This window comes from Mucilaginibacter polytrichastri, from assembly GCF_001911425.1.
Classification (GTDB): Bacteria; Bacteroidota; Bacteroidia; order Sphingobacteriales; family Sphingobacteriaceae; genus Mucilaginibacter; species Mucilaginibacter polytrichastri.
Genome location: NZ_MPPL01000001.1, coordinates 77269 through 100694 on the forward strand (window position 1 = coordinate 77269; position 23426 = coordinate 100694).

General features: G+C 43.5%; 17 protein-coding genes. 11 read left to right on the top strand and 6 right to left on the bottom strand.

Going from position 1 to position 23426, the window contains the following annotated elements; genetic code table 11:
• The first annotated feature begins 70 nt into the window (after positions 1–70).
• A complete protein-coding gene (locus RG47T_RS00305) occupies positions 71–700 on the top strand; it encodes a hypothetical protein (protein WP_074487335.1) in 630 nt (209 codons plus the stop codon).
• Positions 701–857: 157 nt separating this feature from the next.
• Here RG47T_RS00305 and RG47T_RS00310 read toward each other — a convergent pair whose 3' ends face one another.
• Positions 858–1388 carry a hypothetical protein gene (locus RG47T_RS00310; RefSeq protein WP_074487336.1) on the bottom strand — a complete coding sequence of 177 codons (531 nt, stop codon included), beginning with the start codon at positions 1386–1388 and terminating at the stop codon, positions 858–860.
• Between the two features lie 153 nt (positions 1389–1541).
• On the opposite strand from RG47T_RS00310, the gene RG47T_RS00315 reads away from it, so the two are divergent.
• From RG47T_RS00315 to RG47T_RS00345, 7 genes are all read left to right on the top strand, one after another.
• The gene (locus RG47T_RS00315) at positions 1542–2990 is read left to right on the top strand and encodes a rhomboid family intramembrane serine protease (RefSeq protein ID WP_074487337.1); all 1449 of its coding nucleotides are present in this window, start codon (positions 1542–1544) and stop codon (positions 2988–2990) included.
• 265 nt (positions 2991–3255) lie between these two features.
• A complete protein-coding gene (locus RG47T_RS00320) occupies positions 3256–4347 on the top strand; it encodes an efflux RND transporter periplasmic adaptor subunit (protein WP_074487338.1) in 1092 nt (363 codons plus the stop codon).
• A 39-nt stretch (positions 4348–4386) separates the two neighbouring features.
• Entirely contained in the window at positions 4387–8865 is a 4479-nt protein-coding gene (locus tag RG47T_RS00325) for an efflux RND transporter permease subunit (protein ID WP_074487339.1), read from the top strand.
• A gap of 57 nt (positions 8866–8922) precedes the next feature.
• Positions 8923–9549, top strand: coding sequence for a hypothetical protein (locus RG47T_RS00330; protein WP_074487340.1), 627 nt, complete (start codon positions 8923–8925; stop codon positions 9547–9549).
• Between the two features lie 22 nt (positions 9550–9571).
• Positions 9572–9949: a DUF2147 domain-containing protein gene (locus RG47T_RS00335; protein WP_139235703.1), complete on the top strand. Its 378-nt coding sequence runs from the start codon at positions 9572–9574 to the stop codon at positions 9947–9949.
• Positions 9950–9989: 40 nt separating this feature from the next.
• Complete coding sequence (locus RG47T_RS00340; RefSeq protein WP_074487342.1) at positions 9990–11033, top strand: sensor histidine kinase; 1044 nt, start codon at positions 9990–9992, stop codon at positions 11031–11033.
• Between the two features lie 11 nt (positions 11034–11044).
• A complete protein-coding gene (locus RG47T_RS00345) occupies positions 11045–11812 on the top strand; it encodes a LytR/AlgR family response regulator transcription factor (protein WP_074487343.1) in 768 nt (255 codons plus the stop codon).
• A gap of 63 nt (positions 11813–11875) precedes the next feature.
• Here the strand turns inward: RG47T_RS00345 and RG47T_RS00350 are convergent, their stop codons facing one another.
• Both RG47T_RS00350 and RG47T_RS00355 read right to left on the bottom strand, forming a co-directional pair.
• The gene (locus RG47T_RS00350) at positions 11876–12862 is read right to left on the bottom strand and encodes a helix-turn-helix domain-containing protein (protein WP_074487344.1); all 987 of its coding nucleotides are present in this window, start codon (positions 12860–12862) and stop codon (positions 11876–11878) included.
• 144 nt (positions 12863–13006) lie between these two features.
• The gene (locus RG47T_RS00355) at positions 13007–13507 is read right to left on the bottom strand and encodes a cupin domain-containing protein (RefSeq protein WP_074487345.1); all 501 of its coding nucleotides are present in this window, start codon (positions 13505–13507) and stop codon (positions 13007–13009) included.
• Positions 13508–13775: 268 nt separating this feature from the next.
• On the opposite strand from RG47T_RS00355, the gene RG47T_RS00360 reads away from it, so the two are divergent.
• Together RG47T_RS00360 and RG47T_RS00365 are read left to right on the top strand one after the other, a co-directional pair.
• Entirely contained in the window at positions 13776–18038 is a 4263-nt protein-coding gene (locus tag RG47T_RS00360; RefSeq protein ID WP_074487346.1) for a hybrid sensor histidine kinase/response regulator, read from the top strand.
• A 177-nt stretch (positions 18039–18215) separates the two neighbouring features.
• Positions 18216–18737, top strand: coding sequence for a YceI family protein (locus tag RG47T_RS00365; protein WP_074487347.1), 522 nt, complete (start codon positions 18216–18218; stop codon positions 18735–18737).
• Positions 18738–18809: 72 nt separating this feature from the next.
• Here RG47T_RS00365 and RG47T_RS00370 read toward each other — a convergent pair whose 3' ends face one another.
• A complete protein-coding gene (locus tag RG47T_RS00370; RefSeq protein WP_216350981.1) occupies positions 18810–19742 on the bottom strand; it encodes an alpha/beta fold hydrolase in 933 nt (310 codons plus the stop codon).
• A gap of 236 nt (positions 19743–19978) precedes the next feature.
• Entirely contained in the window at positions 19979–20200 is a 222-nt protein-coding gene (locus RG47T_RS00375) for an SDR family oxidoreductase (protein WP_074487348.1), read from the bottom strand.
• Between the two features lie 182 nt (positions 20201–20382).
• Here RG47T_RS00375 and RG47T_RS00380 point away from each other — a divergent pair, with 182 nt between their 5' ends.
• On the top strand, positions 20383–21924 hold the full coding sequence (locus RG47T_RS00380; protein ID WP_074487349.1) for a DHA2 family efflux MFS transporter permease subunit: 1542 nt from the start codon (positions 20383–20385) through the stop codon (positions 21922–21924).
• Between the two features lie 2 nt (positions 21925–21926).
• On the opposite strand, the gene RG47T_RS00385 is transcribed toward RG47T_RS00380, so the two are convergent.
• The gene (locus RG47T_RS00385) at positions 21927–23345 is read right to left on the bottom strand and encodes an FAD/NAD(P)-binding protein (RefSeq protein ID WP_074487350.1); all 1419 of its coding nucleotides are present in this window, start codon (positions 23343–23345) and stop codon (positions 21927–21929) included.
• Positions 23346–23426 lie beyond the last annotated feature (81 nt).

A 23426-nucleotide genomic window follows, 5' to 3' on the forward strand; every position in this document is an offset into this window, starting at 1 on the left:
AACAGGATGTGAAAGCAGAAAACGTAAAGATTGGCGGAAAATTTATTCATTATAACTTAATTAAAAAATTATGGAAAAAATCAAAAAAGAGCATATTGTTGATTATTTACGGGCAACAATACTGGCTATTTTACTGCCCGTATTTTTATCCGGGAATGTTAATGCGCAACAATTATCGCTGGCTGAGAAATCAGTCAGTTCCCTTGGAGCGGAAAACGATGCATTGAAATTATTGCAGGGAAACTTCGATGTAAAGGAAACCATATGGAGTTCTCCTACATCAGGGCCTGTTTACAATACGAAGTTAATTGCCCGGAGACAAATGATAGGTTCTGTTTTACAGGAATTTATGTATGCAGCACCCGGAACAGCCAACTCTCCCGTAGAAAGGATAGAATATATTAGTTTCAACAGGATCGAAGGCCGCTGGAGGTCCATTTCTATGGATATTAGGGTTCCGGTTGGGCTAATGCCTGCCGCTAGTTTCGATCGCGGTCAAGAAGGTAAAATCAGGTTAATATTTGACCCATTTCCAATCGCTGGTAAGGGATCGTCAGTTACTGGTCAAATGCTGCGAATGGACGAAACCATAAACTTTAAAGATCCCGACCACGTTATCAAAGAACAGCATTTTATTTTGGCTGACGGCAGCGGCAGAAGCTGGCTTGCTCACAGGTACGAATATACAAAGAGAAAATAGTTTTAAAAAACCTGCCTCTAAGATATGAGAGAGAGTCCAGAGTCATTGACAACACATTCCGAACTATTGAAAAGTTAATTCTGGAACATCTTGACCACATTAATTTCCTTTTTTTAATATTACAACACAATTAGATGCGCTACATTTACGGAATTGCCTAGTCAAGCCTCCCGGGGTATCCACGTGTTTTTACCAATTCTACAATTTCCTTTTTTTCGTCGTCTTTTAGTACGCCCAGAGCAACCAAAGGGATAGGTCCGGAATCTAATGTGACTATTATTTGTCCACCGGTCCACAAACTTTTTTTATAAGAAATATCGCTGATGGCACTATAGGGTGTAAAGCTTAGCGGCTCTATATCGATCCCTAATTTTGCCATACCGCTACCTTTGGGGATCTCCCGGTAATAGAAGCCTTTATCATCCAATCGGGCCCGCTCCACGCCGCTCGAATATTTAATATAAAAATAACCGCCTGCTATAAAACCAGCCTTAAAGAGCAATAGTATAAATGAAACAATAAAATCAGACGCGCTTTCAAAATTGAGGAATATCCATTGAAGATTGGCCCATAAAGACTGGTTGAGCTCAATACCCTCAAAAGTTATTCCGAGGCCTATCACAATTAGGATAATACCCACAATGACCGATCGATACCGCGGGAGATAATAGCTTTTGGTTTCCTGCATTATGATTTTAGTATTCTATTAAATAATCCAATCTTAGGTGTAAAACAAGCAAGCGAGGGCCTGGAAATTAACTCAGGATCGTGGGTCATAGTTATACATTCTTCTGCTGAGAACGGAAATAAAACAAAACGGTTTTTGATTGTTATTGGTTTTATGAACGCTGTAAACCTGCCTACCAATGGACTTACCGATAAGCAAACCCTTGTCACTGCATTTGAAACCGTAAAAGAACTTGGATGGCGCATTAGGTTTACTTCTGATGCGGGCGTTATTGCCTATACGGAGAATGGCGAATACTCATGGAATGGAGAAGTTACGGTAAAACTGGAGGACGGGGCGATAAGCGTGCAATGTGTGACAATCTCCAATCAGACTGTTGATTACGGCAAATGCGAACATGCGGTTTCCCAATACCTGGCCACATTTGAAAAAATGAAGTCCGTTTTGACAGATGATGAGATCCAAGAGCAGTACAAGCTATATAAAAAGGATTTTGTGCCGCCTTATGAAGATATTCTAAAGCCAGACACGCGGCCTAAATTCCATATTTTTGATGGATACCGCTCTTATTTTGTGCCAGGGGAGGGCTATTTTGTTACACCTATATTAATTGGTTTTAACATCCTCATCTTTATCCTGATGGTGTGCACGGGTGTATCCTTCTTTGAACCTAATGTGCAAAGTATGGTTGCCTGGGGGGCCAATTCAACAATTACCACACTGGACGGGCAATGGTGGAGGCTGCTTAGCAATTGTTTTCTACACTTTGGCTTCATTCATCTGCTACTTAACATGTACGCGCTTTTTTATGTGGGGCTTTTACTCGAACCCTTTTTGGGAAAGAGTAAATTTATAGCGGCTTACCTGTTAACCGGTGTCGCGGCCAGTTTAGCAAGCCTTTGGTGGCATGATTATACGGTAAGCGCCGGTGCTTCCGGTGCTATTTTCGGGTTATATGGCGTGTTTCTCGCCCTATTGTTTTCCAACCAGGTTGAGCGGTCCATGCGGACCCCTTTGTTGATTAATATCGGCATTTTTATAGTCTACAACCTGGTATATGGTAATTTGAAAAGTGGGATTGACAACGCGGCACACGTAGGCGGGCTATTGAGTGGCCTCCTGATCGGATTGCTATATCTGCCTGTCCTGCAAAAACCAGATAACCGTATGTTAAACCGGCTAACGCTTCCTGCTATAATGCTCATAATAATCGCTTGTTCCACCCTGGTTTATACACAGATGTCAAAAAGTGACCGAGTGGTTTACCAAAAACAAATGCAGGTATTTTACGCCATAGAAACCAATGCGCTTAAGGTTTTTAAAGATTTTGACTACAAGCCTGCGGAAACGCAATTATCAGGTTTACAAACAGGGATAGGGGACTGGAAAAAAGCTATCGAACTGATTAGCTTATCAGATAAGCTTAGGTTATCAGATAAGCTACATCAAAGAAATGCTTTACTCATCCAATATTGCCGGCTCCGAATTCAAAGCTTCGAATTAATAAGTTTGGGGATACAAAAGGGTGACCACACCGAACAGGGGCAACTACCCTTTATTACCCAACAAATTAAGGCGGTAATTAAAAAATTGGCGGAATAAGCCGATTGGTAGATGGCAACTATCTATAAAAGCATTAAATCATGTTAAACAACAAAATTTAATACAGTGTTAACGGCTGATGTAATATACAACCCCAATCGATTCTAAACGGGGGGGCACTAGTCAAACAAACAGATCTTACAGCAGAAAATGCCCGTACTTTAATCCCGGCTTTTGAAACTTCGGTGCCGATTTTAGCTAACTCAGTCACTTAAAATAAAATGACTTTCTCAATTGGTACATTTTTGCATCAAACAATTGCAATATGTATCAGACCTCCATCAAAAGATATTATAAAAAAGCACTTTTTGTCGGTGTATTCGTACTACTGGCTGTTGCTGTAATGAGCAAGCTAAAAAGCAACCGGGATGTTGTTCAAAATGAGATAAACCAAGAGCTAAAGCCAATTGCTTACACAGCCCAGGCAACTTTAGTTAAAGAAATGTTTTTTACAGATGCCACCACCTACAGGGGAACTGTTGAGGCCGGTAAAATAATCACGCTGACATCAGAAACAGACGGTAAAATAGTCTATTCGGCCATCGAAAAAGGAAATGATGTAACAAAGGGTTCTGTTTTGGTTAAGGTGGACCCATTAACACGTTCATCCGCTTATCAGATCAGCCAGGATACCTACAATAAAGCTAAGCGTGATTATGCCAAGCTTCAGGAACTCCAATCGTCGGGAAATGCCTCTGGCATGGAGGTAGAGCAGGCTAAACTGCAAATGCAGAATGCCGGGTCGCAACTCAACATCAGTAAAAAGCAAGTTGGCCAAACATTAGTTACGGCTCCGGAAAGCGGAACGCTTATAGATAAGAAAATAAACCAGGGCGAATATGTTACGCCCGGTACCACCCTGGGCACCATAGCCTGCCTTAATGAGGTACTAGTTGATGTTTTTGTGCAGGAAAATGAAGTTGCGCATTTAAAAAAGGGGAATACGGTAATTGTGCGGGCAGATGCGTACCCCAATAGCACGTTTTCAGGCAAGGTATCTGCCATTGTACCCGTGGCATCTGCTGCTAAAACATTTCCGGTGGAGATCAGGATTGTTAATAATAAATCGCAGAGGCTCCTGGCAGGTATGAACGTGTCTGTAATTATGGGACAAGAAAAACGGACTGCAGCATTGGTGATACCCCGCAACGCATTAACCGGCAACAATAAACAAGCGGCTGTATACCTGGTACACCAGTGCCGCCAGGCGGTGTTTACGCCCATTGTTCTTGGAAAAGAATATGATACTTACCTGGGTGTATCCCGTGGCTTAAAAGCCGGAGATACCGTAATGACATCCGGCCTGCTCAACGTGGAGCCCGGTAAACAATTACAACGGCTTACCATCAAAAATTAAGCGGCTTTATCTCCTTTTTATCAACTCAAATTTATTTTTATGAGCATTACCGGACTGGCTATTAAAAGGCCGATCTTATTTATCGTATTTTTTTTGATCCTGGGTGGTTTAAGCATCACCAGCTATCAGAATTTAAAGTATGAACTGTTGCCCAACCTGGCCACGCCAACCATTACCGTGATTACGGCATACCCCGGCGCTTCGCCGGAGGACGTGGAGAACAGTGTTACCAAAAAAATTGAAGACGCTGTTGCAGGCGTTAGTAAAAGCAAAAAGGTAAATTCTTTATCGGCAGATAATCTTTCTTTGGTATCTATTGAATTTATGGCCGATGCCAACCCCGACCAGGCCATGCAGGAAGTGCAGCGCGCTGTAAATGGTACGCTGGCAGATTTTCCCGAAGGTGTTAAAGCCCCGGTACTGGAGAAATTTAACGTAAATGACCTGCCGGTATTAAAACTTGCCGTAACCGCATCCATTTCCCCGACCGAATTATACGACCTGGTGAATAACCGGCTCAAACCGAGGCTGGCCCAGGTTAAAGGTGTTGGTAAGGTAAAGATATTGGGCGGTACCCCCAAAGAAATTAAAGTACTGGCCAGGCAGGATAAACTGGTTAGTAACGGCCTTTCAATCACAGACGTTTACGAAACCATCCGGAAAGCCAATGCCGATTACCCGGTGGGGACAATCAAGGATAAGGATGCGCAGTTTGGTGTTAAGTTGGGCGGTAAATTAACGGATACTAATCAGGTCAATAATTTAAAGATAAAAACCTATCCGGATGGCAGCAGCCTGAGTATAAAAGATGTAGCCAGTGTTCAAATCAGCCATAAGGACGAAGAGATTAGTAGTAGGCTCAACGGCCAATCATCTATAGCGCTTTTCATCAACAAACAATCCGGCGCCAATGCTGCGGAGGTTACCAAAGTAGTAAGGGAAGAACTAACAAAGATCGAACAGGAATACACTGATAAAAAGATCAGATTCAATGTAGCCCAGGACAGCTCTGAATTTACGCTCGAAGCCGCTCACCAGGTATATGATGATTTGGGTATTGCTATCCTGTTGGTCGCATTGGTGATGCTGGTATTTTTACACAGTATCCGCAACTCGCTGATCATTATGGTTTCTATACCGGCTTCCCTATTCAGCGCTTTTATCATGATGTATGCGCTGGATTATTCGCTTAACCTGATGACCTTACTGGCCATGAGCCTGGTAATTGGTGTGCTGGTTGATGACTCTATTGTGGTGTTGGAGAATATCTACCATCACCTCGAAAAAGGAAAAGATAAACGGGATGCCGCACTGGATGGCCGTAACGAGATCGGTTTTGCAGCATTATCCATTACCCTTGTGGATGTGGTGGTGTTTTTGCCTATGGCGCTGGTACCGGGCCTGGTTGGTAGTTTGATTAAAGAATTTTCGCTGGTTATCGTTGTATCCACGCTATCCAGCCTGGTTGTTTCTTTCACGCTTACGCCTATGATCGCATCGCGTTTCGCCAAGCTGGAGCAATTGAGCGCAAAAACGATCTTCGGCAAGGCGGGCCTTTGGTTTGAAGCCCGGATGTATGAACTCACCGAAGGGTACGGCCGGCTTTTAAAATGGGGCCTCAACCATAAAATTGTCATCGGTTTATTGGCAGCTACCATTTTCGGCAGCTCTTTGTTGTTGCTTACTTCCAATACAGTAGGTACTGAATTTTTGCCGGCAGCAGATAAAGGAGAACTGTCCCTGTTTGTCGACTTGCAACCTGGCACTAAACTGGAAGAAACAGACGCTACCGTTAGGGTGATTGAAAACAAATTAAAAGCTATTCCGGAGATCACCAAGGTATTTTCAAACACCGGATATCAAAATGATGGTTTTAATGAAAAATACAGTTCTAACCTGGCCACCATTAATATATCGCTAGTCCCGGCAACAGAAAGGACGAAAAGTCTGTCGCAATTATCCAGGGATCTGAAAGCATTATCCATGCAGGTTACCGGTGTTAAAAGCAGGGTATCGCCTATCGGGTTGTTTGGGGCAAATGAGGCACCTGTTCAATTACTGGTTACCGGAACCAACAGGGATAGCGTAAATGCCGCAGCAGCTGTTATTCTTGCCCGTATTCGCAGCGTTAACGGGTTAGTGAGCCCACGGCTGTCATCTGATTTGGGTAAACCGGAAATGAGGCTGCTTGCAGACCGCGATAAAATGGCCAGGCTTGGATTGAACACCGAAACTGTAGGGGATGCCATGCGCATGGCGGTTTATGGTAATGACCAGTTGAAGTTTCGTGACCAGGAAAAGGAAACCGATACCCGGATACAACTGGATGTTAATGACCGTAATAAAACTGACCAGTTAATGAAGATGACCTTTATTAATGCAGATAACCAGTTGGTGTATTTAAGTCAGTTTGCAAAAATTGTTCAACAGTCGGGCCCGTCAGGGCTCGAACGTCGCAACAAGCAACCGAGCATTACTTTATTAGCACAGGTTTCGGGAAGGCCTGTTGGCGATGTGGGTGAGGATATTAAAAAGGAAATAGACAAAGTTGGCTTGGGTAAAAATGTGCAGGTTTTATACGAAGGAGATCTGGAACAACAGGGAGATGCTTTCAGTAACTTGGGGATAGCCTTGCTGGTATCCTTCGCCCTCATCTACCTTATTATGGTTACACTTTACAACAACTGGCTATTCCCGTTTGTGATCCTGTTTTCAATACCGCTTGCCATTTCAGGTGCATTACTTGCGCTGGCGCTCACAGCCAGATCCATGAACGTATTCTCCATTTTCGGATTAATTATGATGATGGGGCTGGTTGTAAAAAACGGGATACTATTGGTAGATAAAACCAACGATCTCTTAAAAGAGGATACAGACAATAGTATGGTGAATAAGGCATTGATAGATGCCGGTAAAGCCAGGTTCAGACCCATACTCATGACCACGCTGGCTATGGTAATCGGTATGTTGCCCTTGGCCTTGGCTCATGGGGGTTCTTCAGCATTTAGCAGTGGCCTGGCTTGGGTGCTAATCGGCGGACTGAGTAGCAGTATGTTCCTTACATTGGTTGTGGTGCCTGTAGTATACAATACCATGATGCGGCTAAAAGAAAGCCTGGGAACCCTGTTGCAAAAGCTGTTTATAAAAAAAGCGGCAGCAACATTACTTATAATAATAAGTGGCCTGATCATTAGCCTGAGTAGTGCAGATATTGCCCATGCGCAGGAAAAAATGCCGCTTTCTTTAAAACAAGCAGTAACCATAGTATTACGTGCCAACCAGCAGATCAGGCTGGCAGAAATCGATGCGCAGAAAGCAAAATACAGCCTTAAGGAAGCACAGTCTTATTTATATCCGCAAGTTGGGGTTACTGCAAATTACCTGAGGAATGTTAAACCTGCTGTATTCTTTCTTCCAACATTCGGTATCAATTCTGCGTCACAGATCACTTATGATAGCAGGAATTTGCAGGCTATACCCGCTTCATCCAAAAATGCTTACACCGGTAACCTGAACGTGAGCATGCCGCTCTTTAACCTGGAAGTTACCGGCAATGTAAATACGGCCCGGCTGAACCAAGGCTTGAATGATTCCAATATAGAACTAAGCCGTTGGGAATTGGCAGACGAGACCAGGAAGGCCTACTTTAATAGCTTAATTGCCCGGCAGAACCTGTTATTAACCAATGCTTCCTTAAACCGGTCAGAGCGTAATCTTAAAGACAGCCGGCTGTTATTTGGCAAGGGCTATGCCAATAAAGGTGATACCCTAAATGCCTGGAGTAATGTAGAACTGATGAAGATCAATTGCAGCAAGGCACAAACAGCTATAAAGCAGTCTGAAAATTACCTTAAATCTCTATTAAATGTATCGCTTGATAAAGAACTGGAATTGACAGATACAGTTGGTAGACAACTAATAGGAGAACAAGAAATAATAGTAGCTGACACTTTAAATGTTAAAAGCAGCAAACGACCGGATTTGCATGTGAATGACTGGAAAACTGAAATTGCCCGGCAGCAGGTTAAAAATGAGCAATCGAAATACCTGCCATCACTGGCATTTGTGAGCCAATATTCCATGCAGGCGCAGTCGGATAATTTCAACTTTGATCGCTACAACGTGCCTAACAGTTTTTATGTAGGGATACAGTTGAGCATCCCCATTTTTACTGGTTTTCGTACCGATGCCAAGGTGAAGCAAAGCAGGCTGGCGTTGGAACAAGTGCTTACCGAACACAGCTTATTAGAAACCCAGGCTAATCTTCAGATCCGTAATAATTTGCTCTCGATCGCAGAAAATACGGAGAAAATAAAAGGCCAGCAAAATATCCGGAATGCACGCGAACAGGCACTTGCCTTTGTCCGGGCGAGATGGCAAAAAGGCTTTGCCAAATATACCGATGTGGCAGACGCCGAATTGCAATTGGTGCAGGCGGATAACTACTACACTCAAAGTGTTTTTGAATACCTCACCGCAGTTGCCGGTTACTATAAAGCAACCGGTAACATACTTTAATATTTAACAACCCAAATTCCCAACCCCGCGGTAACACTGCCGTGTCAAATTTCCATTATGAAAATTAAACTTTTAATCGCACTGATGTTTATCGGCGCATTATCAACAGTTGCCCATGCACAAAACAATGACGACCCGGCAGCGAGAAAACTGTATTTAGATTTTGGAGGTTCTGTTGGCGTGTTTATACCCTACGACCAGGTGAAAGGCCAAAAGACACTAACCGGCTCCAATGCCATGACTGCACTGCAGCTCAATTACCACCAGGATTATTTTACAAAATTGCAGTTCGGGCAAACAACGGTAAATTTCAAATCACAAAGCAGCTTTGAAACCGTGAATTCACTAATTGATGCCAAGGCCAACAGTACCAACCTCGGTTTGGCTTTTGGTTACCAGCATAGCTTTGGCCGCTGGCAGCCCTTTGTACTGGCGGGTGCAGGTGCATCTTTTATTGATGTACCGGCTACATCATTCGCCAAGGTATCCAATACCGTTAATTACACCACCTTCTCTGGCACCTACCTGTATATCAATGCCGGTGGTGGTATCAATTATAAAATATCCAAATCGTTTATATTATATCTGGAAGGCCAGGGATCTACAATTCCTAATTTACCCAATAAATCCAGTACCCATTTAAGTGGCGTTAGCGCCATGATTGGTATCAAAGCACCCTTATAATATTAATCACCCTAAATTTAAGATGATGTACAAACAGGTTTTTATGACAATCCTTTTCTCTGTGTTTTTTGGTTTTATTTCCCGTGCACAGCAAGTTGCCATCGCCGGTAAATGGGAAACCCCCGATAAAGACATTATAGAATTTTATCCCGAGGGGCTGATGTTTACGGCCAAACAAATTAGTACGGAAACCGAAAAAGACAAAGTTAACAACAATAAGATTGTTGCTAAAGAACTTCAATCAACAGCTGCAAAGGTTTTTGAAGGAATTGTGATTGACCCGAAAGATAACAAAACGTATCACGGTAAATTTACAATTAACGATACAGGGACACAGCTGAACCTCAAAGTGAAATGGGGTTTCCTGAGTTTTAATGAAACCTGGAAACGGATCAATTGATTTCAACTCATAATTATTACAGTTATCTTTATTTTAGCACATGCATAAACACAGCTACAGGTTATACAGGCTATATGGTTACCCGGGCTTTGGGTTGGTTTTATACCTGATTCTGACGTTGATCCATCCGGATGATACTACTCTTGATAGTTATTATGGGTTGGGTGATATTATGCTGCAACTCCTGTTCAGCGTTGCTTATGCTGCCGCATTGTTTGAAACAGGCATCCTGCTCACCACAATGCTTAATAAATGGTACCCCTGGGAAAGCCGGATCATAAGCAGGTTTGGGATCCAGCTTTCCTTGCATATCATAATCATTTACATCCTATTGAGTTTGTTTTTTAAAGTTAAATTTCCGGCTTACTTTGGTTATGACGCCTTGATGATCAGGCAGACTTTTATTATAGGAATCATATTCTCTTTGCTGATTACCGCTGTTTTTGCAGCAGAATATTTTTTTTACCGTTGGAATGATGCACAACTAAAATCAATGGAGATGGAACAACTGACTACACAGGCACAGCTTGAGGCATTGAAATTACAGCTTGACCCGCACTTCCTGTTTAACAACCTAAGCATCGTAACCGCGTTAATAGAAGACCAGCCGTCAACGGCAGTTTCCTACATCGCTAAATTGTCGTCCATTTACCGGTATATGTTGACGAACAGGACGCAGAATGTGATAGCTTTAACGGAAGAACTAGAATTTATAAAAGCTTATTTGTATTTGTATCAGATCAGGTATGGAGATGGTATTAATGTCCGGATTGAGGATGCGAGGAAAGCCGCCCTCTTTGGTCTGCCTCCTTTGACCTTGCAATTGCTGATAGAAAATGCCATTAAACATAATGTGTTCAGTACAGATTCGCCGTTGAATATTCATATTTACATTCCTGGCGGCAGTAAAACCATTGTTGTAGAAAATAATAAAACACCGAAACCGATACCAGAACCAAGCACAAATATGGGGCTTAAAAATATCACAGAAAGATACCGCCTCATCAACGGGCAGGAGCCTGTAATTACTAATGAAGCTCATTTTTTCAGGGTTGAGATACCACTAATTGATTTCAAGAACTAAAATAAATACTGATGCCAAGTGTTTTAATTATAGAAGATGAACTTCCAAACATACAAAGGCTTGAAAAGATGCTTCATGTGCTGGGCTTAGATATTAAAGTAACAGCCAGTCTTCAAACAGTTGAGGCCAGTATTAAATGGCTGAAAACCCATGAGCAGCCGGATATTATTTTTATGGATATCAGGTTGACCGATGGGTTAAGTTTTGAAATATTCAGCCGGGTAACCATTACAGCCCCTGTGATCTTTATTACCGCTTATGATGAGTATGCGCTACGGGCATTTGAAGTGAACGGGGTAGATTATTTATTAAAGCCACTGGAAGCTGATAAACTGGAAAAGAGTATTCGCAAGGCAATGTCCCTTGGCTTGCAGGGAAGCGATGCCGGTATACTCCAATTGTTTAAAAGCATGCAAACTAAACAACCTATCTACCGTTCCAGGTTTTTGGTGGCCTACCGCGACAAATATATTCTAGTTATGGCCGATGAAATAGCCTATTTTACCTCAGAAAACAAAGCTACGTTCCTGATCACATCTACTTCACAGCGCTTTATGATAGATCAAACACTGGAGGTATTGGAAAAGGAAATGGACCCGGAAACTTTTTTCAGGATAAGCCGGCAGTTTATTGTTTCCATAAAATCAATCCATAAAATCCATCAATCTTTTAACGGGCAGCTCAAAATTGAATTGTTGCCTGCATTGGATGATAGTGTGTTAATGAGCAGGGACAAGTCAAACCAACTTAAAAAATGGTTAGATCAGTCGGCAATGTAAAAATTGTATTACCGGTATCCCACAGTTGTAATTAGGATACGGCCTATTAAAATAATTGAGCCACTAGGCTACCCGCAATGTATCCTTAAAACGTTTGGGTTTCATTTGATGATATTTTTCAAACAGCCGGGCAAAATGGCTCATGTTGGTAAAGCCAACTTTGTACCCGGTTTCAGAAACATTATGGTAATGCAGCAGGTTCGCTGCTTCTTCCATCCTGGCGGCCTGGTAGTAATTGTAAATGCTATCGCCAAATATCTGGTGAAACAACTGTTTCATTTTGGTAAGGCTCATACCGGCCTTAACGGCCAGCTGGGGCAGTTGCGGCACCTTGCTTAGGTCGGCCAGCAGGTCATCCTTTATCTCGTAAATCCTTTCCGCATCTGCTTGGTTAATGGTTAAAGCTGCATTTACCGTTCTCGAAAACAGTTTGTTAAACAAAAGATAGATCAGTTCCAGGGCTTTGGTTTGATATAAGAGTTCGGCCATTTTGGTGTGCTCGGTAATCTGGCTCATCTGCTTTAATGATTTTTCCATTTCCCTGGTCATGCCTTCATGCAGTAAAAAAGACAAGTTATCCTTTATCATGCCTTCAATACTGTAGCCGTCGGCATCCAGCTTTAAAATTCCCAGTAAGGCTTGCCGGGTTGTACCGATCACCAAAAAATCAATTTCCTCGCCCGGAGGGATGCTAAGTTCTGTGAAAAAATTACCGGTGCCTAATTCAACTTCGCTGCCTTTTCGTGGTGCAAAAAGCGGTTCCCGGCTAATGCCGTTGGCTTTTTTACCAATGGTGCGGCAATCAAATTTGATGGTCAGCATATTGGTTGATGCATTGGCCTGGCGTTTTAAAATAAACTCCTGTTTAAGCACATAATGGTGCATACATAAAAACAGGCCATTGTCCAGGTATATTTCCTGTATGTAGCCATTGCCCAGGGTTTCGGGTAGGTAAACCCTGTTATTAACCGCCTGTACATTAAAATGTGCGGCCAAGGCTGTTGCAAAATGAAAACCTTTTTCGAGCGTAAATTCAAACACTACAGGCATGCTTTTTTAATTTGATAGGCTAGTTAAGATATAGAATATACAATGTTAGCCAAGTTAAGGCTGAATGCTCTTTTTGAGTAAGCAGCTAATATTTTGTTTTCCATTTTTTAATGATGAATGTTAACTTGTTGACTGTACTTAGTTTTAGTCGAGATAATCTGGTGGAAATAATTGCTGCCCGTGCTTCTCGGCAAGTTGCTGCATCTTTTTTAGCATGTCAGCGTCGGGTTTGGTAGCAGGTAAAAAGGTTCCGGTGGCAATAGGGGTGCCCATCTCTTCAAACATTTCTTCCAGGCCCGATGGTACTACGGTGCAAAGCAAATGGGCCATTTTATCGGTTTTGTTTTTAAAACTATGTACAATGCCGCCTTTGGGTATGGTGATGAACGCACCCTTTTGAGCAATATAAACGCCGGCTTCAGATTTAACCTCCACCTCACCTTCAACCACGTAAAAGGTTTCCTGGATATTTGGATGGGCATGCGGACCGGGGCCTCCGCCCGGCGGAACCAGCATATCTATAGTTGCAAATTCTCCACCGGTTTCTTTACCCGATATGAGGATGCGGTAGTTATTGCCTACCATCGACAGGCTTTCTCCATCTTGAGCCCCGATAGTGATCGGAGCTGGTTTTGTGTTTTTCATCGGTTTAATTTATAAGTCTAAGTTCGGTTTATGCTTATGAAGAAAATAACCTGATAAGGCAGAATAATAGTCTGATTGGACATAATTTAAGGTGGGCATTTTGCTGTTAATCAAACTTATATCCCAAATTAATTAGCCGAATATTAATGTTCGTAACATTTAAAGCGCTAATAACGTATTTACACAAATAGCAACAGTGGTAATGGATAATTATGTTTATAATTTATCTATTTTTATAGTGTGCTACACATCTCTCTGAAACACTAAAATGACTAATCACAATATTTCGACATACTACCAGCGCGCCCCGACTGTTTTTAAAAAGTATGCTTTGTTGCTATTGTTTTTGGTGCCGTTGCTGTCTCGTGCACAAATTTCTGATGTAAGGTTTAGGCACATTAGTAGTGAGCAAGGCCTTTCTAATAGCACTGTTACCTGCATTTTTCAGGATAGCAGAGGCTTTATGTGGTTTGGCACACGCGATGGCTTAAATAAGTATGACGGTGTGCGGGTAATAGTTTACAAAAACGACCCTAAGAATAAAGCCAGTATCAGCGATAATTTAATTAATTGTATTTATGAAGATGCCCGCCATAGGCTTTGGATTGGTACACCCTATAGTTTAAACAGGTTTGACCCTGTTACCAACTCTTTTACCAAATTAAATGTACCAACCAGAGACGGTGTAACAGCCATAAGCGGGTACGACAGTAACCATATATGGATTGGTACATTGGGCGGCGGGATAGGCCTGGTGGATACCCGCACCGGGCAAATACGCCATTTTAAGCACCAACGGGGCAACAAAACAAGCCTGAGCAGCGATAGTATAAATTGTTTTTACCAGGACAGCCACAAAAACCTGTGGGTAGGCACCCAAAACGGGTTGAATATTTTAGATGGCCAAAAGCAAACATTTAAGCCGTACCCTATTGGTGGCTTGGGTAATAACAGTAACATAGTAAGCATAGCAGGCGACCATAAAAATAATTTGTGGTTAGGCATTAACGGCACCGGCGCCGGAGTGTTTGACCTGGTAAATAAGCAGATAAAACTGTTTACCCATAATGATAACGATGCCGGTAGTTTATCTGGTAACCTTGTTTTAGAGGTTGTGGTTGATAAAAAGGACAACGTATGGATAGGTACAGTTAACCAGGGCATGAACCTGCTTAACCGCGCAAATAATACTTTCTACAAATATCGCCCAAGGCCAGATAATACAGGCAGTTTATCAAACATGACGGTTTCTGCTATATGCCAGGATAACCAGGGCGACCTATGGATAGGTACACACCGGGGTGGCGTTAACCTGTACACAGCAGAGTTTGATAAATTTAAGCTTTACAGGCAAGGGCTGGATGCAACTACTTTAAGCTATAATGATGTTAAAGCATTTTTTGAAGATAGCAAGGGTAATTTGTGGATAGGTACTGATGGCGGCGGCCTTAATCTTTTTGATCGTGAAACAAACCTGTTTAAACGATATAGATATTCACCGGCAAATGCAGCGAGCTTATCTGGAGACGCCGTGCAGGATATAGCTCAGGATGCAGCGGGCAATTTGTGGGTAGGAACCTGGGGTGCGGGCATTAACCTCATGGATCCTAAAACCGGGAGGTTTATCAGGTTTAGGGCCAACCGCTTAGATACGAATGCAATCAGCTCAGACTTTTTGCAAAAGATGTACCTGGATAGCAAAGGTAATTTCTGGGTGGCCACTTATTATGGCGGCCTCAATTTATTAAACCCCAAAACACACCGGTTTAAGCGTATAACCACTGCGCCCGATGGCAAAACAAAGTTTATAGGAAACAATGTAGTTTCTATTAATGAAGATGAAGACAATAATGTTTGGTTTGGCACCGATGATGGCGGCCTTAATTGCTATAATTTAAACACCCAGCGTTTTGCGCATTATTTTAATAAAGAAAAAAAGCAAACAGATTCGCGCGTCATCTTTACAGATAGTAAAGGCCGGGTTTGGCTGGGCATGGCCGGGTTGTACCTGCTGGATAAGCAACATCATAAATTTAAGCTTTTTACCAAAAAAGCAGGGCTTTGTGCCGACTTTATTAAAGGCATTACAGAAGACGAGCAACATGATCTTTGGATTTCAACCGCTAATGGTATTACGCGGCTTAATACACAAACCGGCGATTGCAAGCAGTTTAATACTTACGACGGCTTACAGGGTATAGAGTTTGAAGCAAACTCGTACCTTAAAACCCGTAATGGCGAAATGTTTTTTGGCGGCGTAAAAGGGTTCAACCGTTTTTATCCTAACGAAATTAAGATCAACACTTTTGTTCCGCCGGTGTATATTACCGATTTTCAGGTGCTCAACAAAACGATAGTGCCCGGCAATAAAGACTCCTTGTTGAAAACCGATATCAGCTATACACACAAAATATTGCTGAACTACAAACAAGCCTCAGTTGCCTTCAATTTTATTGCACTCAGCTATATCATCAGCCATAATAATGAATACAAATACCAGCTGGTAGGCCTTGATTCTGGCTGGGTTAAAGGAGGGGTAGAAAGAAAGGCAAGTTATACCAACCTCGATCCAGGTACTTATACTTTCCATGTAAAGGCCTCTAATAATGATGGCATATGGAATGAGGTTGGCGCATCGGTAACCATTGTTATTACGCCGCCCTTTTGGGCCACGTGGTGGTTCAGGCTGCTGATATTACTCATTATTGGCGCAATTGTTTACAGCATATACCATTACAGGCTTAGTGCCATTGAAAAGCAAAAGGCCGAATTGAAGAAACAGGTAGCAGCGCGTACACAGGAGGTAATGCTTAAGGCCGATGAACTTGAGGCAAAATCAGACGAGTTACAATTACTTAATGAGGAGCTGCAGGTACAGTCGGAAGAGTTGCTGTCGCAATCGGAAGAATTAATAGCGCAGGCCGAAAACATGCACGAGCTTAATAATGCGCTTGTTGATCAAAAGCAACAAGAGCGGCAGGCGCGTGAGGAAGCAGAGAAAGCCAACCAGGCTAAAAGCATATTCCTGGCCACCATGAGTCACGAGATCAGAACGCCGATGAATGGGGTAATTGGTATGGCATCCCTACTGTCTGAAACCGAATTAAGCGAGGAGCAGCGGGAGTATACCGATACTATTATTAACAGCGGCGAAAACCTGCTTACTGTAATTAATGATATTCTCGATTTTTCGAAGATCGAATCTGGCAACATGGATATTGAGCACGAAGATTTCGACCTACGCAGTACGGTAGAAGAGGTGATGGATATTTTTGCACAAAAAGCGGCCCAGCAAAAAATAGACCTTATTTACCACTTGGACGAGGATGTGCCTATGCATATTGTGGGTGATAGTTTGCGGGTTAAACAAGTACTTATTAACCTCATTAATAACGCGCTGAAGTTTACCCAAAAGGGTGAGATTTTTATTAAAGCATATATTTATAAACGGGTTGGCGAAGCAGTAGAAATTGCTTTTAGTGTAAAGGATACCGGTATTGGCATCCCCAAAGAAAAGATCTCCAAGCTATTTAAGGCGTTTTCGCAGGTCGATTCATCTACAACCCGTAAGTATGGCGGCACAGGCCTGGGCCTGGTTATTTGCGAAAGGCTGGTACATTTAATGGGGGGCGAAATTTGGGCGCTTAGTAAATTTGGAGAGGGGTCTGAGTTTAGCTTTACTATTACAACAACCCGCAGCAAAACCCCGGTAACCACACCATTAATCTGCGATTTAAGCACACTAAGAGGCTTGCGCGTACTAATTGTAGATGACAATAATACCAACCTGTTTATCTTAAAAACCCAGCTCGAAAACTGGAAGCTCGACCCGGTTACTGCCGTATCTGCCGAGGATGCCCTGCAGCAATTGGCCGGCGATAGCAGCTTTAAATTACTAATTACGGATATGGAAATGCCGTTGGTGGATGGTGTTGGTTTGGCTAAAGAAGTAAAAGTAAAATACCCTGGTTTACCTATTGTGATGCTAAGCTCCATTGGTGATGAAACCAAAAGTAAGTTTCCCGGTATATTCTCTTCCATATTGGTAAAGCCGGTTAAGCTGCATCATTTATGCCAGAGTATCAGCAGGGCATTTAATCAAAACCAGGTTGCGGATCTGGAGGTGAAAACGCCTAATATCTTGTCGGCTAATTTTGCACTGGAACACCCGCTGCGCATTCTGATAGCAGAAGATAATCCGATTAATCAAAAACTGATAGAGCGGGTATTAGCCAAGCTGGGCTTTAAGCCCGATATGGTGCAAAATGGCGTAGAGGTGCTGGAGCAATTGAAACAGCATACGTATGATATGATTTTGATGGACATACAAATGCCCGAAATGGATGGCTTGGAAACCACCGGGCACATCCGCAGGTTACCCGGCAAACAGCCTTATATAGTAGCCATGACGGCCAATGCCATGGCCGAAGACAGGGAGATTTGTATGCGTGCCGGTATGGATGACTATATTTCTAAACCCATGAAACTCGAAGACCTGGTAAATATTCTGAAGAAAAATATCCTGGCCTGATAGCCAGATTTACATAAAAAAATCCTGCTAGGTTATCGCTAGCAGGGATTTTTTTGAGTTGAAACTTTTCTTGTTTCAAATGTTTTGCGCTGGCAACCTCTTTGCACTGTTGATCGTATTTTTATAAAGCAATACATTGTTGTATTATTTAGCCATGATCAAATAAAAATTAATCCCATGAAAAAAATAATTTATCCTGCATTGGTTGCAGTTGTTATCAGCCTGTCGGCTTTTGCCTATTTTGTGAGCGACTGGAAAGTAAAAGGTGATGCCTCTGTAAAATTTACAAGCAGCAGGATCAATGGCTCTTTCGAGGGCTTAAAAGCTGATATTCAGTTTGATAAAAACCAGCCTGAGCAGGGAAAAATATCAGCCACCATTGATGCAAGCAGCATAGGCACAGGCTTTTTTCTTAAAACCAGCCACGCCAAAGATGCCTTGGGTACCGATAAATACCCAACCATTAAATTTGTATCCACTTCGGTAGCTAAAGATGGTAGTGGCTATGTAGCCAAGGGCAACCTCACCATGAAAGGGGCCACCAGGCCGGCCTCCATCCATTTTACTTTTGACGAGAAAGGTAACGAGGGTACATTTAAAGGCGAGTTTAAAGTAGTACCCAAAGACTATGGTATTGACCGCAACGGAACACCCGATTTGGTTACGATTAGCCTGGTTGTACCCGTTGCTAAGTCGTAATTTCATATTACTTAAATGAGTAAGAGAAAAACGATCAAAACCGGCGATAAATTGCCGGTTTTGATCGTTTTTTTACTTCATTAAGAAGAAATTTAGTAAGCCTTGCTGTACTTGTGCAGTTTGCTCCTGCACCAGCCAATGGCCCGAACCTTTAATGATAATTTCTTTCACATCGGTAGCTACCAACCGGCAATGCGCAGCCAGGTATGGCCCCGAAGAGTGCTCGGCACCCATGGCCAGTAAAGGCATCGGCAACTTTTTTTTCATCAGCTCTACATTGTCTTTGGCATCTTGCGGAAAATTAGCGAACCAGTTAAAGCTACCGGTAGTTGCGCCGGGCACCGAGTAGGCCCGGATAAACTCATTAGTTTCGGCTTGGGTAAATGGTTTTTTAACATAGCCTACCACCGGCCAAAAGTTTGTTAAGAATAGTCCGGCTTTACCCGCAACAATTTCGCCTGAGTGTGGCATCCCAAAAAAGCCGAACCACCAGGCCTGGGCGCGTACCTGGCTCCAAACGGGCTCTATGCCCGGCAACAATGCATCAAGCAAAGCCACCTTTTTCACATCGGCCGGGAACTGTGCGGCATAGGCGTAGGCTACCATAAGGCCAATATCGTGCCCAACCAGGTTAATGTTTTTGTAGCCCAGCTTTTTCATCAGCTCGTGCAGATCAACAGCCATGGTTTTCTTGTCGTAACCGCCGGCAGGTTTGCCGGATTCGCCTACCCCACGCAGATCTGGGGCTATAATGGTAAAATGTTTGGATAGCTCGGGCATCAGGCGGTTCCACATGTACCAGTTTTGGCCGAAACCATGTACCAGCAGCAGAGGCTCGCCTTTGCCACCCGTTACGTAATGTATTTTAACGCCGTTTACCGTAGCATATTGGTGCGTAAAGCCTGCAGGAGCTGAGGCTGGTTTAACAACCGCCGCCATTACTGCTGACCAGCTGATGATTGAAATAAATAGTGCCGTGTTTAAGATCTTGATTAAGGTTTTCATTGTTTTAATATTTATAGTGATGATAGAGAAATGAATGTTTTACTACATGGTTTATCTTATCAATACAATACTTATGCCTTGTATTCAAGTATCTGTTTATTAGTGTTTTACATAAAATAAGCAAAATGTTAAGTGCTATATATCGTATTTACAGAAAGCAGGGAGACGAAATAAAGGTGCCGTGCAGGCCAATGAAAAAACGGGTGAATCTTTAAATCTACCCGCCTAATATCAGCCTAAATTATGCTGGGGTTAAATGGTGGTATAGTCCCGCCATCTATTACGTATTCGGTGCCGGATAGGTAGGCTGCCCGGGGCGATACGAGAAAGGCAACCAGCTCTGCTACTTCCTCGGGTTCGGCAGGCCTGCCCATGGGAATGCCGCCCAGGGAATTCATTAACAGCTGCAAAGATTCTGCTATGCTGATTCCGGTGCTTTTTGCTTCGCGCTCCACCATGGGTTGGCGGAGGTTGTTTTAATAAATCCCGGTGATACGGTTAATACCCGAACCCCCTTGAGCGGGATAAGATTTAGGATGATCTAAATTTGTGGGTGCATAGTATCATGCTGTTTACAACTGGCTGTTAGCAAACACAACCAAACCATTTACGTAGCTTTATATCACTAACCAATATATTAATGGCAACGGTAGCGCTTCGCAGTTCTGAGGGTAGGTGGGTTATGGTTTCGGCCATACTGGCCTCGGCTATGGCTTTTATAGATGGTACGGCATTAAATGTGGTATTGCCTTCGCTGCAACAAAGCCTGGGTGCCAGCGGTGCAGATCTGTTCTGGATGCTGAATGCCTACCTGCTAATGCTGGCTGCGCTGATATTGATAGGCGGTTCACTGGGCGATCAACTGGGCCGCAAGAAGATCTTTATGATCGGCATCCTCATATTCATTGCCGGGTCGGCTGCTTGCGGCGTATCGGGCAGTGTTACCATGTTGATCCTGTTCCGTATGATGCAGGGCGTTGGTGGTGCACTCATGATTCCCGGCAGTTTATCGCTTATCTCGTCTTCTATTAATGAGAAAGAGCGCGGCAAGGCCATCGGCACCTGGTCGGCCATTACAACTGTAGTCACCATTGGTGGGCCGATACTGGGCGGCGCACTCGGCGATGCCGGGTTGTGGCGTTATATCTTCTTCATCAATATCCCCATTGGTTTGGCAGCAGTGCTCATCCTTTGGTTTAAGGTTAAAGAAAGCCGGGACGAAGGCAGCAGCCACGCCATTGATTACCCGGGTGCCATTACCATTGCCATGGGTTTAGCCATGCTTACATTTGGTTTTCTGCGCATCCCGGCTATTGGCTGGTACCACTGGCAGGTTTATACCTCCATAACATTGGGTATGGTGCTGTTGATCGCCTTCATCATTATAGAAAGTAAAAGCAAGCACCCTATGATGCCTTTACAGCTGTTTACCAACCTTACTTTTAGCGGGGCCAATTTGCTTTCGTTTTTTCTGTACGCCGGGCTTGGGGCGGGGATGCTGTTTTTATCTCTCAACCTGGTGCAGGTACAGGGGTACGATCAGCTGCAATCGGGGCTTACCTTTTTGCCTTTTACTATTTTAATGGTTAGCGTGGCCCGCTTTGCAGGGGCACTGGCTGATAAACATGGCCCGAGGTTATTACTCATCTGTGGGCCGGCTACAGCCGGCCTGGGATTACTGCTGCTCTCCTTTGTAAAACAAACCAGCGGACCGGGCGAATACTGGACTACCTTCTTCCCCGGTATATTGGTATTCGGGTTGGGAATGTCGTTCACGGTGGCACCGCTTACCACGGCGGTAATGGGCTCGGTAAGCGATCATTTTTCGGGCACGGCATCGGGCGTTAACAATGCCATAACCCGTATTGCCAATGTTTTTGCCAATGCTATATTCGGTGCGCTGGCGGTGCTCATCTTTTCGGGTGCTTTGCAGCAGGAGTTAAAGCATATCCCAATGAAGGATAAAGAAAAACAAGCTGTAATCGCCTCGGCTGTTAATTTGGGTAATGCCAAGGTTCCCGCCGGAGTGGCCGCCGGCCAGAAGCTTGCTGTAGAAAAAACCTATTACAGCAGTTTTATCAGTGCCTATGCGTTTATCTTACGCGTCTCTGCCGGGCTGGGTTTTTTAGCTGCGTTGATGGCGTTTATTTTTATCAGGAATGTTGGGGTTAAGAAGGAGTAAAGCTAATAGGAAGTTTTCTCAATGCTAACTTCCTGTTGTTTCACCTGCTTTATTAACCCCATAGCTATATTTTCTGCCTGTGCGCGTATTTCGGGCACGCCGGTGGTTTCCCAGAGGATGCCTTTCATGTTGTTGCCTAGGGTGTAGATGGTAGTAGATGTATTACCATCACGGTTAATCACAGCACCGCTTTGGGCATCGGCATTTAGCGCAATGTTTAGCGGGTCGGGGTTAATTAGTCCGGCAGTGTACATGTTGTTTAGCAGCGTACCCGGCAAGCGCACATCAATTTGCGAACCGGTACAGTTAATCACTCTTTCCACATCGAGCACTATTTCCCGGTTAGTTGTTTTGTCGAAAATGCGGGCTTCAGCATAACCGTCTTTTTCTGTGAAGCTAATCAACCGTCCGGTAATTGTTGTCAGTTTACCTGTATCCCTTAGGCCGGAGATCTTTTGATACATGCCAGCCGGTGTACGGTGCCGCCAGGCGTTCCACATGGGGCTTATTCTTTTCAGAAAGCGGCGCTTATCTTGTATCGTAAAGTCGACCCAGATCTCTTGCAGGTTATGCCTTATAGAATTGATAACTGCCAGCCGGGATATGCCCTCTTGCTTGCAGCGTTTCATATGTTTACTGATTACGGTAATCAAGTCATAAAGTCGATACGGGCGTGCAATTTCGTTTAGGATATCGCGGTCGTAGGGCGGTACATGTTCATCGGGCATAATGGCAAAACCATGCGGCGATACGGTGTAAATGTTTTTGGTAAACCCATTGGCCAATAATGAAATTACAGCATCGATCATGGTGAGGCTGTTACCGATCAGTAAAATATCCCGTTCCGATTTCAGGTTTTGCAAACCTTCATCATTCCACGGGTTTTTAAAATAAAGCGGACTGCTGTAAAAAGCAGCATCGGCAATGGGCGGATTTTTGGGTATGGCATTGCCTGTAGCTAAAACCACGTAATCTGCATTTACAGAGGCATTGGCCTTAAGCCCGAGCGTTAAGCCCTGTACTTGCGAATGCACATTGACAACCTCATCTTCAATGATTTGCAAATTAACCAGGCTGCTTTTGCCCGCTACGGCGGCTTCCCAAATTGAATCTAAATACTCGGCATATACCTTTCTGGGTGCAAAGCTGGTTTTCAGGTTTTCGGCAGGTAAATCCTTAAAGTCATGGTGCTGTTGCAGCCAGTTAAAAAAGTGATCCTCTTGTTGGTCAAAGGCACTAATACTATCTACCGTTACATTGAGCAGGTGCCCGGGATATTGGGTGGCGTATGCGATGCCTTTTATCAGCGGGAAATGGGTATTAATAATCAAGATGCGGAGCGGCATATCTGCCTGGTGCATCAGGTGTACAGCTGTCATGGTGCCGGCAAAGCCGCCGCCAATAATGGCAATAGTGTGCATGTATAATGTATTGCTTAGTATTAAAATTTGTTATAGGTTATAACTTGTGTGAGGGTTATAACCCACGATTATAAGCAATAT